This is a genomic window from Stenotrophomonas sp. YAU14D1_LEIMI4_1, assembly GCF_003086815.1.
Lineage (GTDB): Bacteria > Pseudomonadota > Gammaproteobacteria > Xanthomonadales > Xanthomonadaceae > Stenotrophomonas.
In genome coordinates this window covers 363,899-385,000 of the sequence record NZ_CP025997.1, presented here as the reverse complement: position 1 = coordinate 385,000, position 21,102 = coordinate 363,899, and the positions used below count along the sequence as shown (strand labels likewise).

Sequence of the window (21,102 nt, the reverse complement as noted above, 5' to 3'; positions counted from 1 at the left end):
ACCGCGATGGCGAGCACCGGGTGGAGCTGAGCCTGGCCGGCAATGACATCAAGGAAAAGGTGACCCAGCGCGAGACGTCCACGCGCACGGTGGTCACCAGTGGCGAGATCACCAGTTCGCTGTATGCCGCGGCACGCCGTGCCGGGCTGTCGCCGTCGGCGATCGCGACGATGACCGACGACATCTTCAAGTACGACATCGATTTCTCGAAGGACCTGCAGCCGGGCGACCGCTTCAGCGTGGTGATGGACGAGACCTGGCGCGAAGGCGAGAAGGTCGACACCAGCAAGATCCTGGCGGCCACCTTCACCACCGGCGGCAAGACCTATTCGGGCTTCCGCTTCGAGCGCAACGGCAAGTCGGAGTACTACGACCTCAACGGCCGTTCGCTGAAGAAGAGCTTCATCCGCATGCCGATTCCCTTCGCGCGCCTGAGCTCGACCTTCGGGGCGCGCAAGCACCCGGTGCTGGGCAAGATGCGCATGCACAAGGGCGTGGACTACGCCGCCCGTACCGGTACGCCGATCATGGCCGCCGGTGATGCACGCGTGCAGTTCGTGGGCGTGCAGCGTGGCTACGGCAACGTGGTGATCCTGGACCATGGCCGCGGCCACACCACCCTGTACGGACACATGTCGCGCTTTGCCGGCATCAAGAACGGCCAGCGCGTGGCCCAGGGCACGGTGATCGGCTACGTGGGCTCCACCGGCCTGGCCACCGGCCCGCACCTGCACTACGAATTCCGCGTGAATGGCCAGCACCGCAACCCGCTGACGGTGACCATGCCGCCGCCGGAACCGCTGAAGGGTGCCGAACTGGTCGCTTTCCGCGCGCAGACCGCACCGGCCATGGCGCGTATCCAGGGCATGGAGAAGCTGATCTATGCCGAGGCCAGCCCGGCCCCCGCCAGCCGCGAGGCCGATGCCACCGAGGTGGCCAGCGCCAAGGACGCCAAGGCGCCGGCCCGCAAGCGCGGCTGAGCCCCTGCGTTGACGAACAAGGACGTGGCAGCACAAGCTTGCCACGTCCTTTTTTTATGCCCGCCATGAACGCCGCCGCCGACCCGAACGCCCCCCTGTACCTTGGCCTGATGTCGGGCACCAGCGCCGATGGCATCGACGCCGCCCTGGTGCAGTTCCCCGCTGCCGGCGGCTGCCACTTCGTACATGGACTGACCGCCCGGTGGGAACCGGTGCTGCGTGCCCGGCTGGTGGCGCTGGGCGAAGGCGGTCCGCTGCAGTCGCTGGAAGCGCTGGGCGAGCTGGATGCGCGGATCGCGATCGCCTTCGCCGCCGCGGCCAACCAACTGCTGGACGAGGCTGGGGTGGATCGCGCGCAGGTGCGGGCGATCGGCTCGCACGGGCAGACCGTGCGCCACCGGCCGCTGGCCGACCCGGCCTTCACGGTGCAGCTGGGCGATGGCAACCGGATTGCCGAGCTGACCGGCATCACCACCGTGTGCGACTTCCGCCGCCGCGACGTGGCGGCCGGCGGCCATGGCGCACCGCTGATGCCCGCCTTCCACCTGGCCATGCTGGGCGCTGCCGATGAAGACCGCGCGGTGCTGAACCTGGGCGGGATCGGCAACCTGACCCTGATTCCCCAGCAGGGGGCGGTGCGCGGCTTCGACACCGGCCCGGCCAATGCACTGATGGATGCGTGGTGCCAGCGCCATACCGGCCGCAGCTTCGATGCCGATGGCGCGTTTGCCGCCAGCGGTGCGGTGGATGACAGCCTGCTGGCTGCCTGGCGGGCCGAACCGTGGTTCGATCTGCCGCCGCCCAAGAGCACCGGGCGTGAACAGTTCCACCTGGCCTGGGCTGAAGCGCACTTGGGCGAGGGCCAGTTCAGTGCCGCCGATGTTCAGGCCACCCTGTTGGAGCTGACCGCGATGACCGTGGCCGATGCGCTGCTGGCACAGCAGCCGGGCACGCGGCGGGTGCTGGTCTGCGGTGGCGGTGTACACAACGCGCAGCTGATGCGGCGGTTGGCGGCGCGCCTGCCGGGCGTGCAGGTTGAATCCAGCGCGCGGCATGGGCTGGACCCGGAGTACGTGGAAGCGATGGGCTTTGCCTGGCTGGCCCAGCGCACGATGGACGGGTTGCCGGGCAACCTGCCGGCGGTGACCGGGGCGCAGGGGTCGCGGATCCTGGGAGCGATCCACCTGGCGTGACGCCGGCGGCATCCGGCGACGGCAGTCGAACATGGCTCGACTCTACAAGGACGCTAATCGAACCCCTGGCCGGCCGGCATGGCCTGCAGCGCGGCGATGGCCGCCGCCAGCGCATCCACTTCGGGATCGCCAAAGCCCGAGCGCACTTCCAGTTCACTGCTCAACAGCCCCTGCTCCAGCACCGCGTGGCAGGTCTGTTCGTGGGTCCAGCCGCGCGCGACCGCCACCCGCCGGATACGTTCCAGCAGCAGCGGATCGACGTCGCGCAGCACTATGTCGGCCATGCTCACTCCCCGTTCGCAAGGCACCGCCCCCCCGGCGCACGTAGCGATCATCCCGCAGCCGGGGCCTGCAGGCAATCAGGGGGCGGCCGGCGGCCCGCGATCCAGGATGCGCGGCCACAGCCAGGCCAGCAGCAGCAGGGTCGGCACCACGGTGACCGCGCTGAGCATGAAGAAGGTGCTGTATGAGCTGGCTTCGACGATGTAACCAGACACGCCACCGACGAACTTGCCCGGCAGGTTGGCCAGCGACACCAGCAGCGCGTACTGCGTAGCGGTGAAATTGCGGTCGGTGAGCGAGGACATGAAGGCCACCAGCACGGTGCCGGCGAAGCCCTGGAACAGGTTGTCGGCGCTGAGCGCGGCATAGAACGCCCACAGCTGGCCGGGGTTGTGCGCCATCAGCAGGAAGGCCAGGTTGGACAGGGCCACGCCCAGCGCGGCGACCAGCAGCATGCGCCGGAAACCGAACGCGGCCACCGCGATACCGCCGAGGAAGGCGCCGCCAATGCCCATCCACACACCGAACAGCTTGGACACGGTGGCGATGTCGGCCTTGTCGAAGCCCGAATCCAGATAGAACGGGCCGGCCATGACCCCGATCACCTGGTCGGGGAACTTGAACAGACCCACGAAGGCCAGCAGCCCCAGGGCCAGGGCGATGCCGTTGCGGCTGAAGAAGCTGGTGATCGGCTGTACGAAGGCTTCGGCCACGTCGATGCGGCGCTGCACCGCGTTGGCCGGGCGATCGGGCTCGCGGCAGAACAGGGTGGCCAGGATCGGCAGCAGCATCAGCGCGGCCATGGCCAGGTAGGCCACGATCCAGCCTTCGAACTGGGCCAGGTACAGCGCGCCGGCGCCGGCCAGGATCAGGCCGATGCGGTAGCCCAGCGTATAGGTGGCCGCCAGGGCCGCCTGCGCGGTCTGCGGGGCGATCTCGATGCGGTAGGCATCGACCACCGAATCCTGAGTGGCGCCGGCAAAGGACGCGGCCAGCACCCAGCCCACCAGCGGCCACACGCCCTGTTCGGGGCGCACGAAGGCCAGCGCCACCAGGCCGACCAGCACCGCTACCTGCGACACCAGCAGCCAGGAGCGGCGACGGCCGAGCCGGCCCAGCAGCGGGAAGGCGTACCGGTCCAGCAGCGGCGCCCACACGAACTTCAGCAGGTAGAAGAAGCTGGCCAGGCTGATCAGGCCGATGCTGCCCAAATCCAGGCCGACATCGCGCAGGCGGGTGGACAGGGTCTGCGAGGCGATCAGCAGGAACGGCAGGCCGCTGCCGAAGCCCAGCAGGGCCATGGTCAGCGCCGACGGCGTGCCGAAGGCGCGCTTGATGCCGGCCCAACCCTTGTAGCTGGGCGCCGCAGCGGCCTCGGTCACAGGTCGTAGTCCACGGTGAACGGGGCGTGGTCGGAGAAGCGCTCGTCGCGGTAGATCGAGCAGCTGCGCAGGCGGTCACGCAGGCCCGGGGTGATGAACTGGTAATCGATGCGCCAACCGACGTTGTTGGCCCGGGCCGCGCCGCGGTTGCTCCACCAGGTGTAATCCTCGCCGGTGGGGTTGAGCAGGCGGTAGGCATCGGCCCAGCCGCGGCCGGAAGCGACATCGGTAGCCTGGCCGTGGTCGGCGCACAGGGCATTCAGCCAGTCGCGCTCTTCGGGCAGGCAGCCGGAATTCTTCTGGTTGGATTTCCAGTTCTTGATGTCCAGCGCCGAACGCACGATGTTCCAGTCGCCACACAGCACGTAGTCGCGGCCACTGCGCGCCCACTCTTCCAGGATCGGCCGCAGCCACTCCATCACTTCGAACTTGAAGCCCTGGCGCAGGTCGCCCGAACTGCCGGAGGGAATATAGAAGGAGACCACGCTGAGATTGCCGAAGCGGGCCTCGATGTAGCGGCCTTCGTCGTCGAACGGGGCCCAGCCCAGCGAGGTGATGACCTGGTCGGGCTCGCGCTTGCTGTAGATGGCCACGCCGCTGTAGCCCCTCTTGGTGATGGCATCGCGGTAGAAGCAGTGGTGGCCATCGGGGCGGAACATCGGGTCAGTCAGCTGGTCCTCCTGCGCCTTGGTTTCCTGGATGCACAGAACGTCGGCGTCCTGGGCGCGGAACCAGTCGAGGAAGCCCTTGGTGGCGGCCGAGCGGATGCCATTGGCGTTGAAGCTGATGATGCGCATGCAGAAGAACCTACGGCGGGAAACCGGGCAAGCATACCGGTTGCCCATGGGGCTGCGCAGTCCGCCGGCGCGCCCCGGGCGGGCCTTCACGGCGGACCGGACGAGCGCGAAAGGCCCAGCTGGATTAGGATTTATGCTCCAAATGATGATGAACAGAGTTTTGATGAGCGACCATCGCCACCGTTTCCTGCAGCTGGCCCTGACCGCCGACGCCCTGCGCTTCGGCCAGTTCACCCTGAAGTCCGGCCGCCTGAGCCCCTATTTCTTCAATGCCGGCCGGTTCGATTCCGGTTCGCTGCTGGCCCAGCTGGGCGCCTGCTACGCCGATGCCATCGACGCCAGCGGGATCAAGTACGACGTGGTCTTCGGCCCGGCCTACAAGGGCATTCCGCTGGCCACCGCGATGGCCTGCGAACTGGCCCAGCGCGGCCGCGACCTGCCGCTGTCGTTCAACCGCAAGGAAGTGAAGGACCACGGTGAAGGCGGTCAGCTGATCGGCGCCGACCTGACCGGCAAGCGCGTGCTGATCGTGGACGATGTGATTACCGCCGGCACCGCGATCCGCGAAGCCATGGCCATCATCCGCGCCGCCGGTGGCACCCCGGCCGGCATCGTGGTGGCCCTGGACCGCCAGGAGATCGCCTCGGAAAGCGACCACCGTTCGGCCGCACAGGCCGTGGCCGAAGAAGCCGGCATTCCGGTGATCGCCGTGGCCACCCTGGCCGATCTGCTTGATTTCGCCTCCGGAAACCCGGAACTTGTGGGCTACCGGCAGCCGCTGGAAGCCTATCGGGCCCAGTACGGCGTCCGCTCCGCACGCTGACCCAGGGGAAGGTCGCATGTTCCGAGTTCCTGCCATTGTTGCCGCCAGCCTGCTGCTGGCGGTTCCGGCCACCGCCCTGGCGCAGTCCAGCGGCAAGGCGGAAAAGAAGCTGTACTGCTGGAACCAGGGCAAGGAACGGATCTGCAGCGATGCGCTGCCGGCCGACGCGGTGAACAACGCGCGCGAGGAATTCAACGTGAACAGCGGCCTGCGCAATGCCCAGGTCGAGCGCGCGTTGAACGATGAGGAACGTGCCGCCGCGTCCACGGCGGCGGCGCAGACCCAGCTGGACAAGATGGCCGAGCTGACCCGCCAGCGCACCGAGCAGGCCATGCTGGTGACCTATTCCGACGAAGACGCGCTGCGGCGCGTGTTCAGCGAACGCCAGGAAGTGCTGGACAACAACCTGAAGACCGCCCGCTACAACGTGGCCAGCCTGCGTGATTCGCTTGTGGCGCTGTTGGGCGCGGCCGGTGATCGCGAACTGGCCGGCGCTGCGGTGGCTGACAAGCAGGCCGACCTGATCCGCCAGCGGCATGCGCAGCTGCGCTCGCAGCAGCGCCTGCAGGCCAGTTTCGAACAGCAGCAGGTGGCACTGAAGGCCGAGATCGAAACCACCCTGCAGCGCTACCGTGAACTGAAAGGGCTGGCGCCCGCAGGCTGAAGCGCGTGGCGGCCCCGACGGCCGCGCGCCCAGCGGTGACCATGACAGCGGCCCGAACCCCTGATGCGCGTACCCGCCAGGCCGATGCGCTGGTGCACGGCCTGCAGCGCGAAGCCGGCGGAAAGCTGACCGTTTTCCTCGGCGCAGCGCCGGGCGTGGGCAAGACCTACGCCATGCTGGCCCGTGCACAGGAACAGCGCCGCCGTGGCGTGGACCTGGTGGTGGGGCTGGTGGAAACCCACGGCCGCGCCGAAACCCAGGCCCTGCTGGACGGCCTGCCGCAGCTGCCGCTGAAGGACGTGGACTACCGCGGCCACGCCTTGCACGAGATGGACCTGGATGCGCTGCTGGCACGCCGGCCGGCGCTGGCGCTGGTGGATGAACTGGCGCATCGCAACGTGCCCGGCAGCCGCCACGAACGGCGCTGGCAGGATGTGATGGAACTGCTGGATGCCGGCATCGACGTCTGGACCACGGTGAACATCCAGCACCTGGAAAGCCTGAACGATGTGGTGATGCGGATCACCGGTGTGCGGGTGAGCGAGACCGTGCCCGACGTGGTGCTGGACCGCCTGCACGACATCGTGCTGGTGGACCTGCCGCCGCGCGAACTGATCGCGCGCCTGCAGCAGGGCAAGGTGTACGTACCCGAGCAGGCCGCGCAGGCACTGCAGGCGTTCTTTTCACCGGCCAACTTGACCGCGCTGCGCGAACTGGCCATGCAGGAAGCCGCCGACCGCGTGGACAGCAGCCTGCGCGAGACCCGGGCCGCGCGTGGCGAGGTGAACCTGCCGTTGCGCCGCGGCGTGCTGGTGGCCATTGATGGCGGTGGCCAGAGCGAATACCTGGTGCGGGTGGCGCGGCGCATTGCCGAACGCCGCGACGCACCGTGGACGGTGGTGACCGTGCAGGGCCGGCGCCAGGACGATGCCACCCGCCGCGAGATCGATGCGGCATTCGCGCTGGCACGGCGCCTGGGTGGCGAGGCCGAGCTGCTGCACGGGTCCAGCATTGCCGATGCCCTGCTGGACCATGCCGCGCACAATGGCATTTCGACGCTGGTGCTGGGCCGTACCCGCGAACGTCCCTTGGCCCGCATGTTCAACCGCACCCTGACCCAACAGCTGATCCAGCGCGGGGCGCATTACGAGATCACCATCATCAGCACGCCGCAGGCCCGCGCCCGTTCGCGCCGCGAAGGCCTGCTGCCGCCGATGCGCGGCATCAGCTACGAGCCGGTGCAGGCGCTGGTTGCCACCGCGCTGGCCTGCGCGGTGGCGTGGCTGGGCGAACGCTGGGTGGGCATGGCCGACCTGTCGATGGTGTTCATCGTGGCGGTGGTGCTGGTGGCCGCGCGTACCCGCGCCAGCGTGGCCGCAATGGCCGCGATCCTGTGCTTCCTGGCCTACAACTTCCTGTTCATCGCGCCGCGCTTCACCTTCGCCATCAGCGCGCGGCAAGGGGTGATCACCGTCTTCCTGTTCCTGGCCGCAGCGCTGGTGGCCGGGCGCCTGGCATCGCGGCTGCGCATGCAGGTGATTGCCCTGCGCGCGGCCAACCGCCATGCGCGCGCGCGCCAGCAGCTGGGCCGGCAGCTGGCCTGCGCGGCCGGGCCGGGCGAGGTGGCGCAGGCCGGGCGCCAGGCCCTGCAGCAGGCCCTGGATGTGCCGGCATGGCTGCGCATCGGCAGCGACACGGCCACCGGCGGCCGCGTGCTGCCCGGCGACACCGACCTGGCGGCGGCCGACTGGGCGCAGCGCCACGGCCAGCCCGGTGGACGCTTCACCGATACGCTGGCCGGTGCGCAGTGGTGGTTCCTGCCGCTGCTGGATGGCGATGCCCGCGCCCTTGGCGTGGCCGGCCTGTACCTGCCCGACGCCCGGCTGTTGCCCGAGCAGCGGCAACTGGCCGAAGCCATGGTGGATGACATCGCCCAGGCCGTGCTGCGCACGCGCCTGGTGGCCGAGCTGGAACAGGCCCACGTGAGCAACGAGACCGAACGCCTGCGCTCTGCCCTGCTGTCTTCGGTATCGCACGACCTGCGCTCGCCGCTGGCGGCGATGATCGGCTCGGCCGACAGCTTGGCCAGCTATGGCGATGCGATGGACGGCACCGACCGGCGTGCCCTGCTGGACACCATCCAGGTGGAGGGCGAACGGCTGGACCGCTACATCCAGAACCTGCTGGACATGACCCGCCTGGGCCATGAAGGGCTGCAGATCAACCGCGACTGGATCGGCGTGGACGAGCTGGTCGGTTCGGCGGCACGGCGCCTGCAGCGGTATCAGCCGCAGGTGCGCCTGGAGCTGGACATCCCGGCCACGCTGGCGCCGATCTGGGTACACCCGGCGCTGGTGGAACAGGCCGTGTTCAACGTGATGGAGAACGCGGCGAAGTTCTCGCCCCCCGGCGCCGCCGTGCAGGTGCAGGCACGGTTGGCCGACGGCCAGCTGCAGATCGATGTGATCGATGCCGGCCCGGGCATTCCCGATGACGAACGCGCGCGCATCTTCGACATGTTCTACAGCGTGGAACGCGGCGACCGCGGCCGCCATGGCACCGGCCTGGGCCTGACCATCTGCCAAGGCATGATCGGCGCCCACGGCGGCAGCGTGCAGGCGCTGCCCGGGCGCGACGGCCGCGGTACCCTGATCCGCATCACCCTGCCCTTGCTGAGACCTGCTGACCACGATGAGCCCGATGCCGACTGACGCCAGCGTGCCGGCCGCACGCGTGCTGGTGATCGACGATGAAACCCAGATCCGCCGTTTCCTGGACATCAGCCTGCGTGCGCAGGGCTATCAGGTGCGTCAGGCCGCCAGTGGCGAGGAAGGCCTGCAACTGGCGGCCAGCGAGGACATGGACCTGGTGATCCTGGATATCGGCCTGCCGGACATGGAAGGGCACGAGGTGCTGCAGCAGCTGCGGCAGTGGAGCCAGGTGCCGGTGATCATGCTGACCGTGCGCGCCGGCGAGGCCGAGAAGGTGCGGGCGCTGGACAACGGCGCCAACGACTACGTGACCAAGCCGTTCGGCACCCAGGAACTGATGGCGCGGGTCCGCGCGCTGCTGCGCACGCGCAGCGTGCCCAGCGATGGCGCGCCGCCCGTGTTCGACGATGGCCACCTGCATGTGGACCTGGTGCGCCGCGAAGTGGCGCTGGACGGCGAGCCGGTGGCCTTGACCCGCAAGGAGTACGCACTGCTGTCACTGCTGCTGCGCAACGCCGGGCGGGTGGTGACCCAGCCGCAGATCCTGCAGGAGATCTGGGGGCCGACGCACCAGCACGACACCCACTACCTGCGCATCCTGGTGGGCAAGCTGCGGCACAAGCTGGGCGATTCGGCGCTGGATTCGCGTTACCTGTTCACCGAACCGGGCGTGGGGCTGAGGTTCAAGGGGTGAAGCGTGCCGACCAAGGTCGGCACCTACCAGGTAGATCCACGCCATGCGTGGATGGGCCGGTCCCCAGGTTCGGTCAGAACCCCAGCGGGGTGTCGCCCAGTACCGTCTGCAGCTGGCTGCGGAACAGCGCCTGGATGCGCTCCAGGGCGGCTTCATCGTTGCCTTCAAAGCGCAGCACCAGCACCGGGGTGGTGTTGGATGCCCGTACCAGGCCCCAGCCGTCGGGGAAGTCCACGCGCAGGCCATCGATGGTCGACAGGCGCCCGCCCGTATACGGCGACTCCGCCGACTGTGCCGCATCGACCAGCATCGCCACCAGTGCGTGCGGCGTGCCATCGGCCACCGGCACCTTCAGTTCCGGCGTGGCCACGGTCTCGGGCAGCTCGGCCAGCACTTCGTCCGGGGTTTCCTCGCGCTGGGCCAGGATTTCCAGCAGGCGCGCGGCGGCGTACAGGCCATCGTCGAAACCGAACCAGCGTTCCTTGAAGAAGAAGTGGCCGCTCATCTCGCCGGCCAGTTCGGCGTCGGTCTCGCGCATCTTGGCCTTCATCAGCGAATGCCCGGTTTTCCACATCAACGGGCTGCCGCCATTGCGCAGCACGTGATCGGACAGCTTGCCGGTGCATTTCACGTCGTAGATGACCATCGCGCCGGGGTTGCGCATCAGCACATCGGCGGCAAACAGCATCAGCAGGCGGTCGGCGTAGATGATGCGCCCTTCGCCGGTGACCACGCCCAGGCGGTCGCCATCGCCATCGAAGGCCACGCCCAGGTCGGCACCGAAGCGCTTGACCGTCTGCACCAGGTCTTCCAGGTTGGCCGGTTCGCTCGGATCGGGATGATGGTTGGGGAAGGTGCCATCGACATCGCAGTACAGCGGAATGACCTCGGCGCCGATGGCTTCCAGCAACTGCGGGGCGAACGCACCGGCCACGCCGTTGCCGGCATCGGCGACGACCTTCAGCGGGCGGTCCAGCTGCACGTCGTCGGCGATGCGCTGGATGTAGTCGGCCGCAACGTCGCGCTGCTGGTAGTCGCCCGGGGTGGCGGCCTGCTGCAGGCGGCCTTCGCTGATGCGCTGGCAGAGGTCGGTGATCGCATCGCCGGACAGGGTTTCACCGCCGATGACGATCTTGAAGCCGTTGTACTCGGGCGGGTTGTGGCTGCCGGTCACGGCCACGCAGGTACCGGTGCGCAGGTGGAAGGCGGCGAAGTAGACCACTGGCGTGGCGGCCAGGCCGATATCGATGACCGAGCAGCCGGCGCGGCGCAGGCCCTCGGCCAGGGCGGCGGCCAGTTCCGGGCCGGACAGGCGCCCATCCCGGCCGATCACCACCTCGCGCAGGCCCTGTTCCAGCGCCACGGTACCGATGGCCTGGCCGATCAGGGCCGCGGTCTTCGGGTTCAGTTCGCTGCCGACCACGCCACGGATGTCGTAGGCGCGGAAGATGCCCGGGGCCAGCGCCACCGGCGGGACCGGCGGCGGCGCGACGGCGTCACCTTCATCGCCGCTGGCCAGCAACGGCGGCGGGGTGGACATCTGCAGGCTCTCGCGCAGGGTCGGGCCCTGGTCGCCCTCGCTGGCGGCGGTGCGGCGCAGCGGCAGCGACTTCGGCAGGCGGTTGCGACCGACCACCAGCAATACGGCGATGAACAACAGCAGCAGCGCGACGATGGCGCTGCCCAGCGCGCCCAGGCCCAGTGGGCCGGCCTCGATGTTGGGCACCGCCGCGGCCAACCGCAGGGGGGTACCGGCCACCGGGCGCGCCAGCGCTTCGGCGCTCTCGCGCAGGCCGGCATCGCCCTGCGCCACGATGTCATGGCCGCCCTGGCGCAGGGCCAGGAAGCCGTCGGCGGGGGTACGCACCTGGTCCAGCGGCGCGGTCAGGCGCAGCAGCGGCTGGCGCACATAGGCCACGGCCGGGCCGGCGCTGCCCAGCTCGACGGCGGCGGCCAGGCCCAGGCGGTTGCCGCCCGCATCGCGCACCACGCGCAGGGCCGGCTTGCCGTCGGCCAGCGCCGATTCCAGCAGGGCCAGCCGCGAGTAACCGAACGCCGGCATGTCGGCATAGGCGGCGGCAAGGTCGGCGCCGAGCACGTCCACCTGCTCCACGCCGGTCCAGCTTTCACGCAGGGCCAGAGCCGCGGCGGCGGCATCGCCGGCACGCAGCGCCTGCTGCACGCGATCGCTCTGCAGATGCTTCTGCAACTGCTGCAACTGGCCGGCAGCGGCCTGCTGAAGCCCTTGCACGGCCTGGTCGCGAGCTGCTTCCAGTGCCTCGCCGTTGGCCGCCTGTCGCCACTGCTGCACCGCGCTCCAGCCGAACCACCCGGCCAGCAGTACCAGCAGCACACCCAGCAGCGGTGCCCCCCGACCCAACGACTTCGCCTGCTTCGCTTCCCCGTTGCCGCTCATTGATCTCCCCCGTCAACGCACCCCGGTATGGCCGAATCCACCCGTTCCCCGCACGCTGTCGGTGAAAGTATCCACCACCTGCAGGCTGACGCGGGCAATCGGAACGACGACCAGCTGGGCGATGCGATCGCCCGGTTCGATAGTGAAGGCTTCGCGGCCGCGGTTCCAGACGCTGATCAGCAGCGGGCCCTGGTAATCGGCATCGATCAGGCCGGTGCCGTTGCCCAGCACGATGCCGTGGCGGTGGCCCAGGCCCGAGCGGGGCAGGATGACCGCGCACAGGCCGGGATCGGCGATGTGGATGGCCAGGCCGCTGGGCACCAGCGCGGTATCGCCGGGCTGCAGGGTCAATGCGGTTTCCAGCGCCGCGCGCAGGTCCATGCCGGCGCTGGCTTCGGTGGCGTAGGCCGGCAGCGGCCAGCTGTCACCGAAACGCGGGTCGAGCAGCTTCACCTGCAGCGGCTGCGGGGAAAACGTCTGGGTCATGCCGTAAGCCTCCGCGCGATCAGCGCCAGCAGTTGTTCGGCCAGTTCGCGCTTGCTGGTGGCCGGGAATACCTGTTCGCCGTCCTGCCAGAAGGCGGTGGCCGCATTGTTGTCACTTTCGAAGCCGCCGCCGCTGATGCCCACCTGATTGGCGATCACCAGGTCCAGCCGCTTGTCGACCAGCTTGCCGCGCGCGTACTTCTCCACATCGTGGGTTTCGGCAGCGAAGCCGACCACCAGCTTCAGGGCCTGGGTCTGCGCGGCCACCTCGGCCAGGATGTCCGGGGTGCGCACCAGCTCGATCACCAGCGACTGGCTGTCGGCGGTCTTCTTCAGCTTCTGCGCGGCCACCTGGCGCGGGGTGTAGTCGGACACGGCGGCGGCACCGATGTAGATGTCTGCCGGCAACGCGTCCAGCACGGCCTGGCGCATCTGCGCGGCCGAGCGCACATCCACGCGCTGCACGCCGGCCGGCGTGGGCAGCTGCACCGGCCCGCTGACCAGCACCACCTGCGCGCCCATCGTGGCGGCCGCTGCGGCCAGGGCGAAGCCCATCTTGCCGCTGCTGCGGTTGCCGACATAGCGCACCGGGTCGATGTCTTCATAGGTCGGGCCGGCACTGATGAGCAGGCGCAGGCCCTGCAGCGCGCGGGTTTCCGGCGCGGCCTCGGCCACCGGCGGAGCACCCACGGCGGCCAGCGCGGCCACGATGTCGCCCGGTTCGGCCAGCCGGCCGGGGCCCGATTCGCCTTCGGCCAGCGGGCCATCCACCGGGCCGATCACCTGCGCACCGCGCTGGCGCAGCAGGGCGATGTTGGCCTGGGTGGCCGGGTGCAGCCACATGCGGTGGTTCATGGCCGGGCACACGGTCAGCGGCGCGGTGCTGGCCAGGCACAGCGTGCTGACCAGGTCGTCGGCGTGGCCGTGGGCCAGGCGGGCAAGCAGATCGGCGGTGCCGGGGGCGACCACGATACGGTCGGCCCAGCGCGCCAGTTCGATATGGCCCATGGCCTGCTCGGCCGCGCTGTCCCACAGCGTGGTGCGGGTCGGCTGGCCGGACAGCGCCTGGAAGCTGAGCGGGGTGACGAACTGCTGCGCACCGGCGGTCATGGCCACCTGCACCAGGGCGCCGGCATCACGCAGGCGCCGCACCAGTTCCAGGGCCTTGTACGCAGCGATGCCACCGCCCACGCACAACAGCAGTTTCTGGCCCGCCAGCGCGCGGGCCGGCGCGGGGGAGGCGTTGGGAGAATCAGCCACCTGGAATTCCTGTGCAAACGAGGGCGCTAGCTTACCCGAAGGGCGGTGGCGTCCCGGTGCATGGCGCACATAGCGGGCCGCTATCAGCACATAGGGTTATGACCACATGAAGTTCCGCATGGACCATTGTTCGATTCGGAACTTTCCTATACCTGTGCGGCCGCGCTGTTTGCAGAATCATAGGTGGCCACGCCGCGTGTGCCGTCTGTTTTCCCAGGAGCATGCCGTGCACCCGCGCATCATCATTGCCGACGACCACCCGGTGGTCCTGCACGGCATACGCATCGTGCTCGAACGCCACCGTCTGGATGTCGCCGGTGCCGCCTGCGATGGCGCCGGCCTGCTGCGCCTGGTGGACGAGCGCCGCTGCCATGCGGTGCTGACCGACCTGGCCATGCCCGGCCCCGGTCCGGATGGCCCGGAACTGGTGGCGACCCTGCGCGAACGGCACCCACAGCTGCCCGTGGTGGTGCTGACCGGCGCGCGCCATCCCGGCCTGCTGGATGGGCTGCTGCGTGATGGCGTGCATGGCCTGGTCGACAAGGCCGCCGATTTCGCCGAGCTGCCGCAGGCGCTGCATGCGGCCATGGGCGGGCAGGTGTTCGTTTCCCAGCAGCTCCGCCGGCACCTGCAGTCACGCGACCTGATGTTCCAGCGCGAGCCCTCGCCGCTGTCGGCGCGCGAACAGGAAGTGATGCAGCTGCTGGCCGAGGGTCTGAGCGTGAACGCGATCGCCGACCACAGCGGCCGCAGCGCCAAGACCATCAGCCGGCAGAAGGCCGAAGCCAAGCGCAAGCTGGGCCTGCACAGCAACCAGGAACTGTACGAGTACCTGAAGCGCCAGCGCGATTGAGGGCTTGCCCCACCGCAGGGCGCGGCAAGCGCCGATGCCTGCGACGATCGCGGGCGGTCACGATGGGCCATGACCATCCTCGACTGGCCCGAAAACGAACGCCCCCGCGAGAAGCTGCTGGCCCGCGGCCCGGCCGCACTGTCCGATGCCGAACTGCTCGCCCTGTTCCTGGGCTCGGGCTTCGGCGGGCGCGACGCCGTGCAGACCGCGCGCGATCTGCTGCAGGCCCACGGCCCGTTACGGGTGCTGCTGGACCGCCCACCCGCCGAACTGACCCGCCTGCCCGGGCTGGGCCCGGCGCGCAGTTGTACCCTGGCCGCGGGTCTGGAGCTGGCCCAGCGCTACCTGGCCGCCGAGCTGCAGCAGGGCGACTGCGTGGGCGAAAACCCCAGCGCCGTGGGCCGCTACCTGCAGCACCGGCTGCGCGGCCAGCCCCGGGAAATCTTCATGGCCCTGTTCCTGGACAACCGCCACCGCCTGCTGGCCTGCGAGGAGCTGTTCCACGGCACGATCAACGCCGCCCCGGTCTACCCGCGCGAAGTGGTGCGCCGGGCCCTGCTGCACAACGCCGCCGCGGTCATCCTCAGCCACAACCACCCTTCCGGCGATCCTGAACCGTCGGCCGCCGATACCCGCATCACCCGCGAGCTGCAGCAGGCCCTGGCCATGGTGGATGTGCGCCTGCTGGACCACTTCGTCGTAGGCGAAGGGCGCCCGGTGTCGTTTGCTGAACGGGGTCTGCTGCCGAAGGTGGGCGCGCGCCTGCCCGGCTGAACCGGCCACGGGGCGGGCCCCGGCCGCAGGCGCCCGGTCAGCGGGTTGACCGGTATCTGCGCTAAAATGGGCGATTCCGCCGCTCATTCTCACAGCAGGCCTCGTGAAAAATCTCCTCCGCGCCCTGATCAACCAAGGCATCGAAGCCTTGCGCGCCAATGGCACCCTGCCCGCCGACACCCTGACGCCGGACTTCGTGGTCGAACGCCCGAAGACCCGCGAGCATGGCGACTTCGCCACCAACGCCGCCATGCTGCTGGCCAAGGCCGCGCGCAGCAACCCGCGTGCCGTGGCGCAGGCGCTCGTGGACGCACTGCCGCGCAGCGAGGACGTCAGCAAGGTCGAGATCGCCGGCCCGGGCTTCATCAATTTCCACCTGGCCCCGGCCGCCTACCAGCGCGAAGCCGCGCTGGTGCTGAAGGAAGCCCACGACTACGGCCGCAACCTGTCCGGCAATGGCCGCACGGTGGGCGTGGAGTATGTGTCGGCCAACCCGACCGGCCCGCTGCATGTCGGCCACGGCCGCGCGGCGGCCATCGGCGACTGCATTGCCCGCGTGCTGGATGCCAACGGCTGGAACGCCAAGCGCGAGTTCTACTACAACGACGCCGGCGTGCAGATCGAAAACCTGGCGCTGTCCACCCAGGCCCGCGTGAAGGGTATCGCTCCCGACCAGGACGGTTGGCCCGAAGGCGGCTACCGCGGTGAATACATTGCCGATGTGGGCCGTGCCTACATGGCCGGCGCCAGCGTGGACCTGGAAGGCACCACCGTGGTCGGCGCCAAGGACCCGGACGACCTGCAGGCCATCCGTCGCTTCGCCGTGGCCTACCTGCGCAACGAGCAGAACCTGGATCTGGCCGCGTTCGGCGTGGATTTCGACATCTACTTCCTGGAAAGCTCGCTGTACGCCGACGGCAAGGTAGCCGAAGCAGTAGCCAAGCTGCAGGCCTCGGGCCACACCTACGAGGAAGGCGGCGCACTGTGGCTGCGCAGCACCGACTTCGGTGACGACAAGGACCGCGTGATGCGCAAGTCCGACGGCACCTTCACCTACTTCGTGCCGGACGTGGCCTACCACCTGTCCAAGTGGCAGCGTGGCTACGAGCGCGCGATCACCGAACTGGGTGCCGACCACCACGGTTCGCTCGCCCGCGTGCGCGCCGGCCTGCAGGCCATGGAAGTGGGTATCCCGCAGGGCTGGCCCGAATACGTGCTGCACCAGATGGTGACGGTGATGCGTGGCGGCGAAGAAGTGAAGCTGTCCAAGCGTGCCGGCAGCTACTTCACCCTGCGCGACCTGATCGACGAAGCCGGCCGTGATGCCACCCGTTGGTTCCTGATCGCGCGCAAGCCCGATTCGCAGCTGACCTTCGACATCGACCTGGCCCGCCAGCAGAGCAACGACAACCCGGTGTTCTACGTGCAGTACGCGCATGCACGCGTGTGCAGCCTGCTGCGCCAGGCCCAGGAAAAGGGCATCACCCATTCGCCCAGCGCCGGTCTGGCCGGTCTGACCACGCTGGACGACGAAGCCTCGCTGTGGCTGATGGTGGAAATGTCGCGCTACCCGGAAGTGGTGGAATCGGCCGGCATGCTGATGGAACCGCACCTGGTGGCGCAGTACCTGCGCGAACTGGCACACGCCTTCCACACGTGGTATCAGAGCAAGAAGATCCTCGAACTGGATCAGTCCGAGCTGGATGCACGCCTGGCCCTGGCCAACGCGGCACGGCAGGTGCTGGCCAACGGCCTCGACCTCCTGGGCGTCAGCGCCCCGGAAAAAATGTAATTCCCCGGAGAAGCAGTAGACATGGCAGCACGACGCGGCAAGACACAGGCCAGGCGCAACAGCAGCAGCCAGGGCACGCCCGGATGGGTGTGGCTGGTGGCCGGTGTGGCCATTGCCGCCGTGGTGTTTCTGGCGGCGCCCAATCTGTTCAAGGGCGAAGGCGATGGTTTCCTGCGTGCCGGGCCGCAGCCGAATCCGAACGCGCAGCCGGCCCCGGTGGCCGACGCCGATGCCGATGTCGGCAGCCAGCCGGCCACGCCGGCCGCTGCCGCCAAGCCGGCTGAACCGGAAAAGCCGGCCGCCACCCAGTACGACTTCTACACCCTGCTGCCGGGCAAGGAAGTGGAGATGTCCGACGCCGAACTGGCCGCCAGCGCGCGCGCAGAGGAACTGCGCCGGGCCAAGGCCGAGGCGCAGCGCGCGCAGGCGGCACTGGAAGGCAAGCCGGTTCCGGCTGCGCCGGCTGCAACGCCGGCTGCCGCCCCGGCAGCAACGGCCAGCGTGGCCAGCACCGCTGCGGTGACCGCCAGCGAACGCCCGTTGCCGGCGCCGTTGAGTGAACGCCCCGCGGCGGCAGCGGCGACCCCGCCGGCCACCGCACCGGTACGCACCGAAACCGCGGCGGCGCCGCAGGCTTCGGCGGCACCGGCGGCCGCCGCTGACAACACGCGCTACATCCTGCAGGCCGGCGCCTTTGGTGCGTCTGGCGATGCCGAAGCGACCAAGGCCAAGCTGGCCATGATGGGGCTGGCCGCACGCGTGGAATCGGCGCAGATCAATGGCAAGACCGTCTACCGCGTGCGCATGGGGCCCTACGGCAGTGCCGGTGAGCTGGCCGAAGCCAAGCAGAAGCTGGATGGCACCGGCTTGCAGGCGATGGCGATCAAGGCGCAGTAAATGAAAAAGCCGGGCAATGCCCGGCTTTTTGCTTTCGTAGCGTCGAGCTTGCTCGACTGCCGTTGAAATCAGTCGAGCAAGCTCGACTCTACATGGCACCGGCTTGCAGGCGATGGCGATCAAGGCGCAGTAAATGAAAAAGCCGGGCAATGCCCGGCTTTCTGCTTTCGTAGCGTCGAGCTTGCTCGACTGCCGTTGAAATCAGTCGAGCAAGCTCGACTCTACGACGGCAATGGCGCAGTCGAGCATGGCTCGACTCTACCCGCGGGCGACCTGGAAGCCGGCGAACGACTGGCTGACCGGCATCAGCTCCAGGCGATTGATGTTCAGGTGCGGCGGCAGCGTGGCCACCCAGAAGATCTGTTCGGCGATGTCTTCGGCGGTCATCGGGTTGGCGCCGGTGTACAGCTTGTCCGAGGCGGCCTGGTCGCCATGGGTGCGCACCACGGTGAACTCGGTTTCGGCCATGCCCGGCTCGATGGTGGTCACGCGCACGCCGGTGCCGTGCAGGTCCGAACGCAGGCCCAGCGAGAACTGGCTGACGAAGGCCTTGGTGCCGCCGTAGGCGTTGCCGCCCGGGTACGGGTAGACGCCGGCCACCGAGGAAATGTTGATGATCGCGCCCTTGCGCTCCACCAGCAGCGGCAGCAGGCGGTGGGTCAGCGTGACCAGCGCGGTGATGTTGGTGTCGATCATGGTGGTCCAGTCCTGCAAGCTGGCGCTCTGTGCCGGCGCGGTGCCCTGCGCCAGGCCGGCGTTGTTCACCAGCAGATCGATATCGCCAAAGGCCGGCGGCAGGGCCAGCAGCGCGGCCTCCATCGCCACCGGATCGCGCACGTCGAACACCGCCGCGTGCACCACGTCCTTGCCGTAGCGGTCAACCAGCGGCTGCAGGCGCTCACCACGGCGGCCGGTGGCGATCACCTTCCACCCGGCCTGGGCGAAGCGATGGACGGCGGCGGCGCCGAAGCCGGACGTGGCGCCGGTAATCAGGACGGTGCGGGTCATGCAGACAACTCCGTGGGGAACCAGACCCCCATTCTGGCACCGTCGGCCGCCGCCTGCGTTTGCCATATCGGGCCGGGGTGTCCTGCCAGGGTGCACGGGCTGGGGTCAGAGCCCGGTGCCGGTGGCACCGGGATCCGACCCCGGGGTCGTTCAGCGCAGGCGGAACACCCGCGCCTTGGGCAGGTCTTCATCGACCTGCAGGAACCAGCGCCCTGCAATGCCCGGTATCACTTCGATCTGCGGCGCCTGCAGCGGTGCGCGCAACGTCATCTGGCCCTTCATGACCTGCCACTGCTGTCCGTTGTCCAGGGTGAACACGGTGCCCGGCGCCCAGCCGGCCACCTCGCCCACCAGCCGCGCACTCACCGGGCCCTCTTCCAGCCCCAGGTGCATGGCGGCCGGCGCGGGGACGCCCGCCGGCACCGGCGCGGCGGCGGTGCGGGTTTCCGGCCCCGGCCCTTCGGCCTGGCGCAGCGCGCGGTTCAGCGCCTGCAGCTGTGCCGGGCTGAGCCCGACCTCGGCCAGCTGCGCCGCGCTCAGCCGCTGTTCCAGCGGTACGTACGGGGCCTGCGCACTGGCGCTGAAGCTGCTGGCCAGCAGCAGGGCGGAAAAGACGAACCGGCGCATCGCGAGGACCTGAGCGGGAGAGCGCCCACGATGCTGCAATCCGGTGACAGTCCGGTGACAGCGGCCGGGCCGGTACAATGGGCCATGATCAACAACGATGTCCTGCGCAGCGTGCGCTATTCCCTGGATCTGGGTGACCACCACGTGGTGACCCTGTGCCAGATGGCCGACCCGGCATTCGCCGTGGATAACGAGCAGGTGAAAGCCTGGCTGCTGCGCGAGGATGAGCCCGGCTTCCAGGCGATGAGCGACGGTGCCCTGGCGCATTTCCTGGATGGCCTGATCGTGCACCTGCGCGGTCGCGACGAAAGCCAGCCGCTGCGCCCGGTGGAAACCCGCATCGACAACAACCTGGTGCTGAAGAAGCTGCGCGTGGCCTTCCAGCTGCGCGATGTGGACCTGATGGAGATCTTCGCCAGTGCCGGCTTCCGTGTGTCCAAGTCGGAAGTGGGCGCGCTGTTCCGCCAGCCCGGCCACACCAACTACCGGCGCTGCCTGGACCAGATGCTGCGCAACTTCCTCAAGGGCCTGAGCCTGCGCCTGCGCGGCTGAGCACGGCCTGCACGAAGGCACGCGCGGCCGGCGTCGGCAGGCGCTGCCAGACCAGGTGCACGCGGCGCGTGGGCGTGGGCTGCAGCGGCACCTGCTGCACGTGCTGGAAGCCGGCGGCGATCGACACCGGCACGATGCCGATCGCCAGGCCCTGGCGCACGAAGCGTTCCACCAGTTCCATGAGGTTGACCTCGAAGCGCACCGCATGCGGCAGCCCGGCCGCAGCGAAGGCATCGTCGGTCTGGCGCCGCGCACCGGTGCCGCGCGGGAAATCCACCAGCGCTTCGTCCTGCAGATCGGCCAGGGCCAACCGCCGCCGGCCTGCCAGCCGATGGCCCGGCGCCAGCACCGCCACCAGGTCCTCTTCCAGCAGCACCTGCTGGCACACCCCATCGAGCTGCGCTGACGGGGCCAACCCGACCAGGGCCACGTCCAGCACGCGCGCCTGCACCTGCTCGATCAGGGTCTCGCTCTTGTCCACCCGCAGCTGGAATTCCACCTGCGGGTGCGCCTGCTGGAACGCGGCCAGCAGCGCGACCACGTCGATATCGGTGAGTGAGGAGATCTGGCCGATGGCCAGCATGCCGCGCACTTCACCGCTGACCGCCGCAACATCGGCGCGCAGGTGGCGCAGGCTGGCCAGCACCTGCCGCGCATGCACCAGCAGCGCTTCACCGGCCGCAGTGGTGCGCACCTGGCGCGGCAGGCGCTCGAACAGCGGCGTGCCCAGTTCCTGTTCCAGATGCGCGATCTGGTGGCTCAGCGCCGACTGCACCACGTGGCAGCGCGCGGCGGCACGGGTGAAGTTGCCTTCTTCGGCCAGGGCCACGGCAAACTCAAGCTGCTTCAGGTTCACCCATGTATCTCGATTTCAGATGACAGGGATGATGATGATTCATTTCCATCATGGGC

Annotated in this window: 20 protein-coding genes (1 of these 20 running past the window's edge); 11 read left to right on the top strand and 9 right to left on the bottom strand. The window is 69.1% G+C overall.

Going from position 1 to position 21,102, the window contains the following annotated elements; translation table 11 throughout:
• Positions 1 to 980: the 3' portion of a peptidoglycan DD-metalloendopeptidase family protein gene (locus C1932_RS01720; protein WP_108761014.1), read on the top strand. The gene continues 493 nt to the left of window position 1, outside the view; only the last 980 of its 1,473 coding nucleotides appear in the window; its start codon lies beyond the left edge, outside the window; its stop codon occupies positions 978 to 980.
• A 65-nt stretch (positions 981 to 1,045) separates the two neighbouring features.
• Positions 1,046 to 2,173 carry an anhydro-N-acetylmuramic acid kinase gene (locus tag C1932_RS01715; RefSeq protein ID WP_108763318.1) on the top strand — a complete coding sequence of 376 codons (1,128 nt, stop codon included), beginning with the start codon at positions 1,046 to 1,048 and terminating at the stop codon, positions 2,171 to 2,173.
• A gap of 53 nt (positions 2,174 to 2,226) precedes the next feature.
• On the opposite strand, the gene C1932_RS01710 is transcribed toward C1932_RS01715, so the two are convergent.
• The 3 genes from C1932_RS01710 to C1932_RS01700 form a co-directional block, all read right to left on the bottom strand.
• A complete protein-coding gene (locus C1932_RS01710; RefSeq protein WP_108761013.1) occupies positions 2,227 to 2,457 on the bottom strand; it encodes a hypothetical protein in 231 nt (76 codons plus the stop codon).
• Positions 2,458 to 2,532: 75 nt separating this feature from the next.
• On the bottom strand, positions 2,533 to 3,837 hold the full coding sequence (locus C1932_RS01705) for an MFS transporter (RefSeq protein WP_108748221.1): 1,305 nt from the start codon (positions 3,835 to 3,837) through the stop codon (positions 2,533 to 2,535).
• Positions 3,834 to 4,634, bottom strand: coding sequence for an exodeoxyribonuclease III (locus C1932_RS01700; protein WP_108761012.1), 801 nt, complete (start codon positions 4,632 to 4,634; stop codon positions 3,834 to 3,836). The genes C1932_RS01705 and C1932_RS01700 overlap by 4 nt, the downstream gene beginning before the upstream one ends.
• Before the next feature lie 163 nt (positions 4,635 to 4,797).
• Here C1932_RS01700 and pyrE point away from each other — a divergent pair, with 163 nt between their 5' ends.
• The 4 genes from pyrE to C1932_RS01680 are packed head-to-tail and all read left to right on the top strand — an operon-like array spanning position 4,798 to position 9,526.
• A complete protein-coding gene (pyrE, locus tag C1932_RS01695; protein ID WP_108755187.1) occupies positions 4,798 to 5,457 on the top strand; it encodes an orotate phosphoribosyltransferase in 660 nt (219 codons plus the stop codon).
• A 16-nt stretch (positions 5,458 to 5,473) separates the two neighbouring features.
• The gene (locus C1932_RS01690) at positions 5,474 to 6,121 is read left to right on the top strand and encodes a hypothetical protein (RefSeq protein ID WP_108748218.1); all 648 of its coding nucleotides are present in this window, start codon (positions 5,474 to 5,476) and stop codon (positions 6,119 to 6,121) included.
• 41 nt (positions 6,122 to 6,162) lie between these two features.
• On the top strand, positions 6,163 to 8,832 hold the full coding sequence (locus C1932_RS01685; RefSeq protein ID WP_108761011.1) for a sensor histidine kinase KdpD: 2,670 nt from the start codon (positions 6,163 to 6,165) through the stop codon (positions 8,830 to 8,832).
• Complete coding sequence (locus C1932_RS01680; protein ID WP_199911996.1) at positions 8,822 to 9,526, top strand: response regulator transcription factor; 705 nt, start codon at positions 8,822 to 8,824, stop codon at positions 9,524 to 9,526. The genes C1932_RS01685 and C1932_RS01680 overlap by 11 nt, the downstream gene beginning before the upstream one ends.
• A 73-nt stretch (positions 9,527 to 9,599) precedes the next feature.
• Here the strand turns inward: C1932_RS01680 and C1932_RS01675 are convergent, their stop codons facing one another.
• Genes C1932_RS01675 through coaBC form a run of 3 tightly spaced genes read right to left on the bottom strand, consistent with a single transcriptional unit; the run spans position 9,600 to position 13,687 of the window.
• Complete coding sequence (locus C1932_RS01675; protein WP_108761010.1) at positions 9,600 to 11,942, bottom strand: phosphomannomutase/phosphoglucomutase; 2,343 nt, start codon at positions 11,940 to 11,942, stop codon at positions 9,600 to 9,602.
• Between the two features lie 12 nt (positions 11,943 to 11,954).
• Positions 11,955 to 12,428, bottom strand: a complete 474-nt coding sequence (gene dut / locus C1932_RS01670) for a dUTP diphosphatase (RefSeq protein ID WP_108748215.1) — start codon at positions 12,426 to 12,428, stop codon at positions 11,955 to 11,957.
• Positions 12,425 to 13,687 (bottom strand): bifunctional phosphopantothenoylcysteine decarboxylase/phosphopantothenate--cysteine ligase CoaBC, encoded by a 1,263-nt coding sequence (coaBC, locus tag C1932_RS01665; protein WP_108761009.1) that lies wholly within the window; start codon positions 13,685 to 13,687, stop codon positions 12,425 to 12,427. The genes dut and coaBC overlap by 4 nt, the downstream gene beginning before the upstream one ends.
• Positions 13,688 to 13,913: 226 nt before the next feature.
• On the opposite strand from coaBC, the gene C1932_RS01660 reads away from it, so the two are divergent.
• The 4 genes from C1932_RS01660 to C1932_RS01645 all read left to right on the top strand — a co-directional run bounded on the left by C1932_RS01660 (position 13,914) and on the right by C1932_RS01645 (position 18,003).
• Positions 13,914 to 14,540, top strand: coding sequence for a response regulator transcription factor (locus C1932_RS01660; RefSeq protein WP_108763317.1), 627 nt, complete (start codon positions 13,914 to 13,916; stop codon positions 14,538 to 14,540).
• 69 nt (positions 14,541 to 14,609) lie between these two features.
• The gene (gene radC / locus C1932_RS01655; protein WP_108761008.1) at positions 14,610 to 15,314 is read left to right on the top strand and encodes a DNA repair protein RadC; all 705 of its coding nucleotides are present in this window, start codon (positions 14,610 to 14,612) and stop codon (positions 15,312 to 15,314) included.
• Positions 15,315 to 15,417: 103 nt separating this feature from the next.
• On the top strand, positions 15,418 to 17,106 hold the full coding sequence (gene argS / locus C1932_RS01650) for an arginine--tRNA ligase (protein WP_108761007.1): 1,689 nt from the start codon (positions 15,418 to 15,420) through the stop codon (positions 17,104 to 17,106).
• A 21-nt stretch (positions 17,107 to 17,127) separates the two neighbouring features.
• Positions 17,128 to 18,003 (top strand): SPOR domain-containing protein, encoded by an 876-nt coding sequence (locus C1932_RS01645; RefSeq protein ID WP_108761006.1) that lies wholly within the window; start codon positions 17,128 to 17,130, stop codon positions 18,001 to 18,003.
• A 258-nt stretch (positions 18,004 to 18,261) separates the two neighbouring features.
• Here C1932_RS01645 and C1932_RS01640 read toward each other — a convergent pair whose 3' ends face one another.
• Both C1932_RS01640 and C1932_RS01635 read right to left on the bottom strand, forming a co-directional pair.
• Entirely contained in the window at positions 18,262 to 19,011 is a 750-nt protein-coding gene (locus C1932_RS01640; RefSeq protein WP_108761005.1) for an SDR family NAD(P)-dependent oxidoreductase, read from the bottom strand.
• A 150-nt stretch (positions 19,012 to 19,161) separates the two neighbouring features.
• A complete protein-coding gene (locus tag C1932_RS01635; protein WP_108761004.1) occupies positions 19,162 to 19,638 on the bottom strand; it encodes a hypothetical protein in 477 nt (158 codons plus the stop codon).
• Between the two features lie 84 nt (positions 19,639 to 19,722).
• Here C1932_RS01635 and C1932_RS01630 point away from each other — a divergent pair, with 84 nt between their 5' ends.
• Positions 19,723 to 20,190 (top strand): DUF1456 family protein, encoded by a 468-nt coding sequence (locus C1932_RS01630; protein ID WP_108761003.1) that lies wholly within the window; start codon positions 19,723 to 19,725, stop codon positions 20,188 to 20,190.
• On the opposite strand, the gene C1932_RS01625 is transcribed toward C1932_RS01630, so the two are convergent.
• Complete coding sequence (locus C1932_RS01625) at positions 20,159 to 21,046, bottom strand: LysR family transcriptional regulator (protein ID WP_108751915.1); 888 nt, start codon at positions 21,044 to 21,046, stop codon at positions 20,159 to 20,161. The genes C1932_RS01630 and C1932_RS01625 overlap by 32 nt on opposite strands.
• Positions 21,047 to 21,102: the final 56 nt, after the last annotated feature.

Bases quoted from the DNA above. Each gene is read 5' to 3' on its own strand.
- C1932_RS01715 (WP_108763318.1), top strand. From the start codon at position 1,046: ATGAACGCCGCCGCCGACCCGAACGCCCCCCTGTACCTTGGCCTGATG.
- C1932_RS01710 (WP_108761013.1), bottom strand. From the start codon at position 2,457: ATGGCCGACATAGTGCTGCGCGACGTCGATCCGCTGCTGCTGGAACGT.
- C1932_RS01700 (WP_108761012.1), bottom strand. From the start codon at position 4,634: ATGCGCATCATCAGCTTCAACGCCAATGGCATCCGCTCGGCCGCCACC.
- pyrE (WP_108755187.1), top strand. From the start codon at position 4,798: ATGAGCGACCATCGCCACCGTTTCCTGCAGCTGGCCCTGACCGCCGAC.
- C1932_RS01690 (WP_108748218.1), top strand. From the start codon at position 5,474: ATGTTCCGAGTTCCTGCCATTGTTGCCGCCAGCCTGCTGCTGGCGGTT.
- C1932_RS01685 (WP_108761011.1), top strand. From the start codon at position 6,163: ATGACAGCGGCCCGAACCCCTGATGCGCGTACCCGCCAGGCCGATGCG.
- C1932_RS01680 (WP_199911996.1), top strand. From the start codon at position 8,822: ATGCCGACTGACGCCAGCGTGCCGGCCGCACGCGTGCTGGTGATCGAC.
- C1932_RS01675 (WP_108761010.1), bottom strand. From the start codon at position 11,942: ATGAGCGGCAACGGGGAAGCGAAGCAGGCGAAGTCGTTGGGTCGGGGG.
- dut (WP_108748215.1), bottom strand. From the start codon at position 12,428: ATGACCCAGACGTTTTCCCCGCAGCCGCTGCAGGTGAAGCTGCTCGAC.
- radC (WP_108761008.1), top strand. From the start codon at position 14,610: ATGACCATCCTCGACTGGCCCGAAAACGAACGCCCCCGCGAGAAGCTG.
- C1932_RS01645 (WP_108761006.1), top strand. From the start codon at position 17,128: ATGGCAGCACGACGCGGCAAGACACAGGCCAGGCGCAACAGCAGCAGC.
- C1932_RS01640 (WP_108761005.1), bottom strand. From the start codon at position 19,011: ATGACCCGCACCGTCCTGATTACCGGCGCCACGTCCGGCTTCGGCGCC.
- C1932_RS01635 (WP_108761004.1), bottom strand. From the start codon at position 19,638: ATGCGCCGGTTCGTCTTTTCCGCCCTGCTGCTGGCCAGCAGCTTCAGC.
- C1932_RS01630 (WP_108761003.1), top strand. From the start codon at position 19,723: ATGATCAACAACGATGTCCTGCGCAGCGTGCGCTATTCCCTGGATCTG.